Raw genomic sequence first — 6,327 nt, forward strand, 5'->3', positions numbered from 1 at the left:
TCTGCGGCGAGGCGGCCGCGGACCCGGTGCTGGCGCCGGTGCTGGTCGGGCTCGGCGTCGCGTCGCTGTCCATGACGCCGCGCGCGCTGCCGGACGTCGGCGCGGTGCTGGCCACCGTGACCCTGGACGGCTGCCGTGCGCTCGCGGAGCTCGCCCTCGCGCAGCGCACCGCCGACGAGGCGCGGTCGGCCGTGCGGACCCGGCTGCCCGTCCTGGACGAGCTCGGCCTCTGAGCGGCGGCTAGGCCGTCTGGCGCAGGAACTCCTCCAGGGCGTCGATGGAGGCGGTGGCGTCCGCGTCGTCGTCGGCGGTCTCGAGCACGACCTCGTCGCCCGTGCCGACCCCCAGCGTCATGATCGCCAGGATCGAGGCGGTGGCCACGGGGGTGCCGCCGGGCTTGGCGATCGTGACCTTGGCGGGCAGCCGGCCGGCCGCGGCGACGAACTGCGCGGCGGGACGGGCGTGCAGCCCCTCCGGAAGAGTGACGACGACGGAACGCTGCATGGCCTGCCTCCAGGGACGGGTCGACGATGACCCTCGGACTCTACTGGTCTAGACCATATGACGCGAGCGGCCTGTGGGAGACTCGATCCGCGCGGGCCGGACCCGCCGTGGAGGGCTGTCTGAGCGGCCGAAAGAGACGGTCTTGAAAACCGTTGGAGCGGGACAACCCCGTTCTCGTGGGTTCGAATCCCACGCCCTCCGCCCGCACGCGAGACAGGCCCGCTCCCCGAGGGGAGCGGGCCTGTCCGGCCGTTCGGCAGCGATCAGGGCAGCGGGGCAACGAGCGGCGTGCCGCCCCCGCCGACGGTGGTCGCCGTGTTGTTGGTGACCGCCCGCATCAGCGGCGAGAGGATCTTCCAGTCCTTGTTGATGTTGGCGGCCTGGGTCGGGTCGCACGTGTGCTCGCAGAACAGGGACTGCGTGCTCGAGCGGACCAGCACGTGCGCGCCGTAGTTCTGCAGGGCCTTGGCCAGCGCCCGGCCCTCCGCCGTGAGCGTCAGCTTGCTCAGGTCCACGCTGCTCGGGATCGCGAACAGCGTCCCCATCGGGATGGTGCCCGAGTACGCCGTGGTGCCGTTGGCGTCCTGCGTGCGCGACGGCCACACCGGCCCGCTCTTGAGCTGGGCGTCGGACAGGCCGAGCGCCAGCGTGTGGTTGATCGAGAGCTTCCGGAGCTCCTGCGTGCGGACCAGGCCGGCGAAGAACGAGACGCCCGAGGCGCGCGAGCCGTCCTTGAGGCCGTCGGTGCGCAGGTCCTGCTTGACGATGCGGGTCGACGTCCACTTGTCCGTGCCGACGTTCGTCATCTTGTAGAACTCGTACGCCGTGACGCCGTCGGGCTGGATGACGCCGACGTGCTTGTCGGTGCCGTAGGTCGGCGCGGTGTTGCGCGGCACGCGGACCTGGACGACCTGGCCGTTGTTCGGGTTGGTCACCGTGGCGATCGGGTCGCTGGTGGTGGCGTAGAAGACGGCGATCGACCAGCGGCTCGAGTTGACCGTCGGGGTGGTCATCGACAGCCGGCTCGTCATCGTGCCGGTGGCGGACTCGAACCGTGCGCCCGAGCCGATGGAGGTGTTCCAGGGCGCGGTCGAGGAGAACGGCAGCTGCGCGACGTCACGCCCCAGGACGGGCGCGGGCGCGGGGGCCGGCGTCGGGGTCGGGGTGGGCGTCGGCGTGGGCGTCGGCGTCGGCGTCGGTGCCGGTGCCGGGGTGATGACTCCGGAGACCGTCAGCTTCGTCGTGCTGGTCGGCGCGTTCCAGTCGACGACGGTGCCGTGGCTCGAGACGACGTAGCCGGCGTCGTGCACCCAGACGGTCGCGCAGCTGGTGGCGACGGAGTTGGCCCACGTGACCGAGCCGTCGGCGGCGACCAGGACCAGCTTGCCGTTGGTCCGCAGGTCGAGGTGCGCACCGGCACCGCCCTGCTGGACCCAGCGCCGGCCACCCGTGGAGGTGTTCACGAGCGTCAGCGACCCGTCGGCGGCGAGCGTGAGCTTGAACAGCCCGTTCGCGGAGGTCAGGCTCTTGCCGGCGGTGAGCGACTGGCCGGCGGCGAGCTGGCTGGCTGCGGCGCGCATGCAGGTGACGGACCCGGTGGCGACCGGGGTGGCGGCCGAGGCGATCGACGGCATCGCGACCGAGGCGATCAGCCCGGCGACGAGTGCGGACGCAACCGCGAGGGGACGGCGGACGGAAATCATGTGAGAGCTCCAGATATGGGGACAAAGGTCCCACGAATGCACGGGTAAGACGCATCGGCATCGGTGAGATCAACCAGTATTAACGGTGATATCGGACGCCCTTGCCACGGCCTGAAGCACGTAATCGTGCGGATGTTGGGCGCTCGAGCGGCCTGTGGCCAGCGCGGGAGAACCTCCCCGATGGCGTGACCTGGCGATTTGTACGAGCCTTGGTCGTAATTGTCGGCAACGTCCTGGTGCTCGACCGGAGCATTTTCTGCGAGAAATGTGTCCGAGGTCACAAAGTCAGAAGAATGTCTATTTCCGGCGAATCGGACGACACCGGACACTGCTGCGTCCGCCGCGAACCCCGCCGCGCCGGACGGGCGTCCCGAGCGGCGCGCACCTAGGCTCGCGGCGTGCCCCGACGCCACGTCCAGCTCCACGCCCGTCCGCCGCAGGAGGCTGCTCCGGAGTCCGTCGACGTCCTCGTCCGACGCGGTCTGGACGATCTGCGCCGCGAGCTCGACATCCCCGCCGAGTTCCCGCCGGCTGTTCTTGCGGAGGCCACCGAGGTCGGCGCGCGCGGACCGGCAGGGGAGCGCGCCGACGCCACCGACGTCCCCTTCGTGACGATCGACCCGGAGGGCTCGAAGGACCTGGACCAGGCGCTGCACATCGAGCGGCTCGGCGACGGCTTCCGGGTGCGGTACGCGATCGCCGACGTGGCCGCCTGGGTCCGGGCGGACGGCGCGATCGACCGGGAGGCTCGCGTCCGCGTCGAGACGCTGTACGCCCCGGACGGCCGGACGCCGCTGCACCCGCCGCAGCTCTCCGAGGGTGCGGCCAGCCTGCTGGCCGACCAGGCGACGCCGGCCCTGCTCTGGACGATCGACCTCGACGCGGCGGGTGAGCCCCAGGACGTGACGGTGCGCCGCGCCACCGTGCGCAGCCGGGCGCAGCTCACGTACACCGGCGCCCAGGCGGCGCTGGACGACGGCACCGCGGACGAGCCGCTCCAGCTCCTGCGCGAGGTGGGCACCCTGCGGATCGCGGCCGAGCGCGCTCGCGGGGGGATCACGCTGCCCACCCCGGAGCAGGTTGTCGAGCAGGGGGCCGACGGGGTGTGGACGCTCGGCAGCCGTGCGACGCTGCCGGTCGAGGAGTGGAACGCGCAGATCTCGCTGCTGACCGGGATGTGTGCCGCGCGCCTGATGCTCGACGGCCGCGTCGGCATCGTGCGCACCCTGCCCGAGGCGGACCCCCGGGACGTCGAGCGGCTGCGGCTGTCGGCGCACGCCCTCGGTGTGCCGTGGCCCGCGGGTGCGACTCCGGGCGACGTGATCCGCGACCTCGACGCGGCCGACCCCGCGCACGCCGCGCTGCTCACCGACGCGACCTCGCTGCTGCGCGGCGCGGCCTACGTGGCGTTCGACGGAGAGGTGCCCGCGGCCACCATGCACACCGCGATCGCCGCGCCCTACGCCCACACGACCGCACCGCTGCGCCGCCTGGTGGACCGGTTCGTCGGTGAGACGTGCCTCGCGCTCTGTGCGGGCGAGCCGGTGCCGGCCTGGGTGCGCGACGCCCTGCCCGAGCTGCCGGGACTGATGGCGTCGGGCGACAAGCACGCTGCCGAGTTCGAGCGCGGCTGCCTGGACCTGGTCGAGGCGGCCCTGCTGACCGGCCGGGAGGGCGAGGTGTTCGACGGCGCGGTGGTGGACGTCCGCGCCGACCGCGACGCCGGCATCGTGCAGCTGAGGGAGCCGGCGGTGCGCGGGAAGCTCGAGGGTGCGCGGCTACCCCTGGGCGAGGACGTGCGGGTGCGCCTGGTCAAGGCGTCGGTCCCGGACCGCGAGGTCCTGTTCGAGCTGGCCGAGCCTCAGGCGGACGCGGCCTCCGTGCCCACGTCGTCGGTGCCGAACCTCGACCGCAGGTAGCCCGCGTACCCGCCCGGGGTGCGGCCGACCAGCCGCCCGGAGGTGAGCACGTCGCCGGCGTCGGTGGCGACGACGCGGGCGCCTGCGGCGACGAGCGCGCCGACCAGGTCGACGTCCTCGTGCTCGGGTGCGTCCCGGAAGCCTCCGACCTGCAGGTAGGCGTCGGCCCGCACGCCGAGGTTGGCGCCGTGCACGTGCCCGTTCGGCCGGCCGGGTATGCGGGTGGTCCGCCACGCGGCCAGCTGGTCGGGGCTGAGGTCGGCGGGGTCGGGACGGACGGTGCCGACGACCACGTCCGCCCCGGCGTCGGCGAGGCGCAGCTGCTCGAGGATCCAGCCCTCGGGCACCGCGGAGTCGGCGTCGGTGCTCGCCACCCAGGTCCGGCCCGGGTCCGTGACCGTCCGCGCCAGCGCGTCACGCACGCCGGCGGCCCGGGCGGCGCCGGCGCGACCGTGGTCCACGTCGACCAGCCGGACGTCCAGGTGCCCCAGGGCCACCGACCGGGTGCCGTCGGTGCACCGGTCGAGCACCAGGACCAGGTCGACGGTGAGCCCCGGCCGGACCGCGCGCGCCGCCTGCCGTGCCGCCTGCAGCGCTGCGAGGCACCGGCCGACCAGCTGCTCCTCGTCACGGGCCGGCACCACCACGACGGCGTGCTCGACGGGCGCCCTCACGCCAGCCCCGTGCGCTCGGCCACCGACCGCGGGTCGGCGCCGTACACGTCGAGCAGCAGGTCGGTCTCGCGGTGCTCGGCGAGCAGGGTGAGGTCCGTGGTCCGGCGCAGGACGCGGTGCACCTCGTCGCCGCTCAGCGGGTAGGCGGCCACCGGGTGGCGCCAGTGGCAGGCGAGCAGGGTGCCGCCGGGTGCGAGGCGGCCGCGCAGGTCGGTGAGCACCCGCTGGAGCGTGGGGCGGTCCAGGTAGTAGCCGACCTCGGACAGGACCACGAGGTCGAACGGGCCGGCCGGGAGGGCGTCGACGACGTCGCCGACCTCGACCTGCACGTGCGGCAGGCCGGCGGTCCGCTCCCGGGCACGCTCGACCGCGGGGGGCGACACGTCCGTCGCGACGAGGCGGTCCGCCCGCGCCGCGAGCTGGGCGGTGAGCACGCCGATCCCGCAGCCGATCTCGAGCACGCGTGGGTAGCGGGCGTCCGGGAGCACGGCGAGCGTCAGCGCGCGCTTGCGCTCCTCGTACCAGCGGTCGGTGTAGCCCCACGGGTCGTCGTGCCGGTCGTAGGTGGCGTCGAAGAAGGCGGCCTCCAGCGGCGGTGGAGCGTGCTGCTCGGTGACGAACACCTCCACGTCACGGTCGAACGCGCGCAGGAACGCCGGGTGCAGCGTCGGGGCGTCGTGCACGTCGGCGGACAGCGGGGCGACCTGGGAGGCGTGGGCGGCGACCGCCCGGTGCTTGCGGACCACCGACCGGTCCGACAGCGCGACGACCTGCAGCCGGTCCCACGGCACCCGCGCGTCGTCGGGGACCGCCCAGTGCCACAGCCACAGCGGGTACTCCAGCAGGGTGCAGCCCAGCTCGCCGGCCAGCGTCGCGCACACCTCGCCGACGATGCGGTGGTCGCGGTGCCCGTCGCCGCGCCACGGCGCGACCAGCTGGTCGACCGGCGGGCCGTCGCCCAGGAGCGCCCGCAGGTCGTCCTCGACGGACGACCGGACGTCGCGCAGGCCCCCGTCGGGGTGACCGAGCATGCTGACCGGCGAGTCCGGCGACACCACCCGCACGGCCTGGACCACCTCCGCCCAGCGCCGCTCGACCAGGTCCTCGGGAGCGAGCGTGGGAGAGCCGGGGTGCGACGCCCGACCGTCGGAGACGACGACCACCTCAGCGGGGTGCCCGGCGTCGGCCAGCTCGGCCAGGAGGCCGCCGGCACCCAGGGTCTCGTCGTCGGGATGGGCGGCGACGACCACCGTGCGACCCGTGCGGCGCAGCGCGAGCGCCGGCAGGTCGCGGAAGCGGGGGTCCGCGGACCACACCGCGGCGGGGGTGCCGGGGGCGCGCCCGTCGAACGTCACCACGGCGGGTCCGCCGACGCCGCCAGCGCCTGCCCCAGCGACACGTCGTCCCGCTCGGCGTGCTGCTGGCGCACGTAGACCTGCAGGTCCGCCACCCGCTTGGCGTGCTCGGCCTCCAGGGCGAGCGGCGCGGGCCCCAGGGCGTGCCCGGCGATCGTGAGCACCTCCTCGC

At 74.2% G+C, this 6,327-nt stretch carries 6 protein-coding genes and 1 tRNA gene; 3 read left to right on the forward strand and 4 right to left on the reverse strand.

Going from position 1 to position 6,327, the window contains the following annotated elements:
• On the forward strand, positions 1-233 hold a 233-nt coding region (locus tag RYN42_RS19245; protein WP_315098937.1), incomplete at its 5' end, for a putative PEP-binding protein.
• Positions 234-240: 7 nt separating this feature from the next.
• Here the strand turns inward: RYN42_RS19245 and RYN42_RS19250 are convergent.
• Positions 241-504 carry an HPr family phosphocarrier protein gene (locus tag RYN42_RS19250; RefSeq protein ID WP_315098940.1) on the reverse strand — a complete coding sequence of 88 codons (264 nt, stop codon included), beginning with the start codon at positions 502-504 and terminating at the stop codon, positions 241-243.
• A 109-nt stretch (positions 505-613) separates the two neighbouring features.
• Here RYN42_RS19250 and RYN42_RS19255 point away from each other — a divergent pair.
• Positions 614-705 (forward strand) — tRNA-Ser (locus RYN42_RS19255).
• A gap of 62 nt (positions 706-767) precedes the next feature.
• Here the strand turns inward: RYN42_RS19255 and RYN42_RS19260 are convergent.
• A complete protein-coding gene (locus tag RYN42_RS19260; RefSeq protein WP_315098942.1) occupies positions 768-2,207 on the reverse strand; it encodes a hypothetical protein in 1,440 nt (479 codons plus the stop codon).
• Between the two features lie 398 nt (positions 2,208-2,605).
• Between RYN42_RS19260 and RYN42_RS19265 the strand changes: the two genes are divergently transcribed.
• Positions 2,606-4,126, forward strand: a complete 1,521-nt coding sequence (locus tag RYN42_RS19265; RefSeq protein ID WP_315098945.1) for an RNB domain-containing ribonuclease — start codon at positions 2,606-2,608, stop codon at positions 4,124-4,126.
• On the opposite strand, the gene RYN42_RS19270 is transcribed toward RYN42_RS19265, so the two are convergent.
• Both RYN42_RS19270 and RYN42_RS19275 read right to left on the reverse strand, forming a co-directional pair.
• A complete protein-coding gene (locus tag RYN42_RS19270; RefSeq protein WP_315098948.1) occupies positions 4,069-4,800 on the reverse strand; it encodes a glycosyltransferase in 732 nt (243 codons plus the stop codon). The two genes, RYN42_RS19265 and RYN42_RS19270, sit on opposite strands and share 58 nt — an antisense overlap.
• Positions 4,797-6,158, reverse strand: a complete 1,362-nt coding sequence (locus RYN42_RS19275) for a bifunctional PIG-L family deacetylase/class I SAM-dependent methyltransferase (protein ID WP_315098951.1) — start codon at positions 6,156-6,158, stop codon at positions 4,797-4,799. The genes RYN42_RS19270 and RYN42_RS19275 overlap by 4 nt, the downstream gene beginning before the upstream one ends.
• Positions 6,159-6,327: the final 169 nt, after the last annotated feature.

It is taken from the genome of uncultured Cellulomonas sp. (genome assembly GCF_963527515.1).
GTDB lineage: Bacteria > Actinomycetota > Actinomycetes > Actinomycetales > Cellulomonadaceae > Cellulomonas.

What these genes read in the sequence shown, in the direction of transcription:
- RYN42_RS19250 (WP_315098940.1), bottom strand. Translation starts at nt 504, where the DNA reads ATGCAGCGTTCCGTCGTCGTCACTCTTCCGGAGGGGCTGCACGCCCGT.
- RYN42_RS19260 (WP_315098942.1), bottom strand. Translation starts at nt 2,207, where the DNA reads ATGATTTCCGTCCGCCGTCCCCTCGCGGTTGCGTCCGCACTCGTCGCC.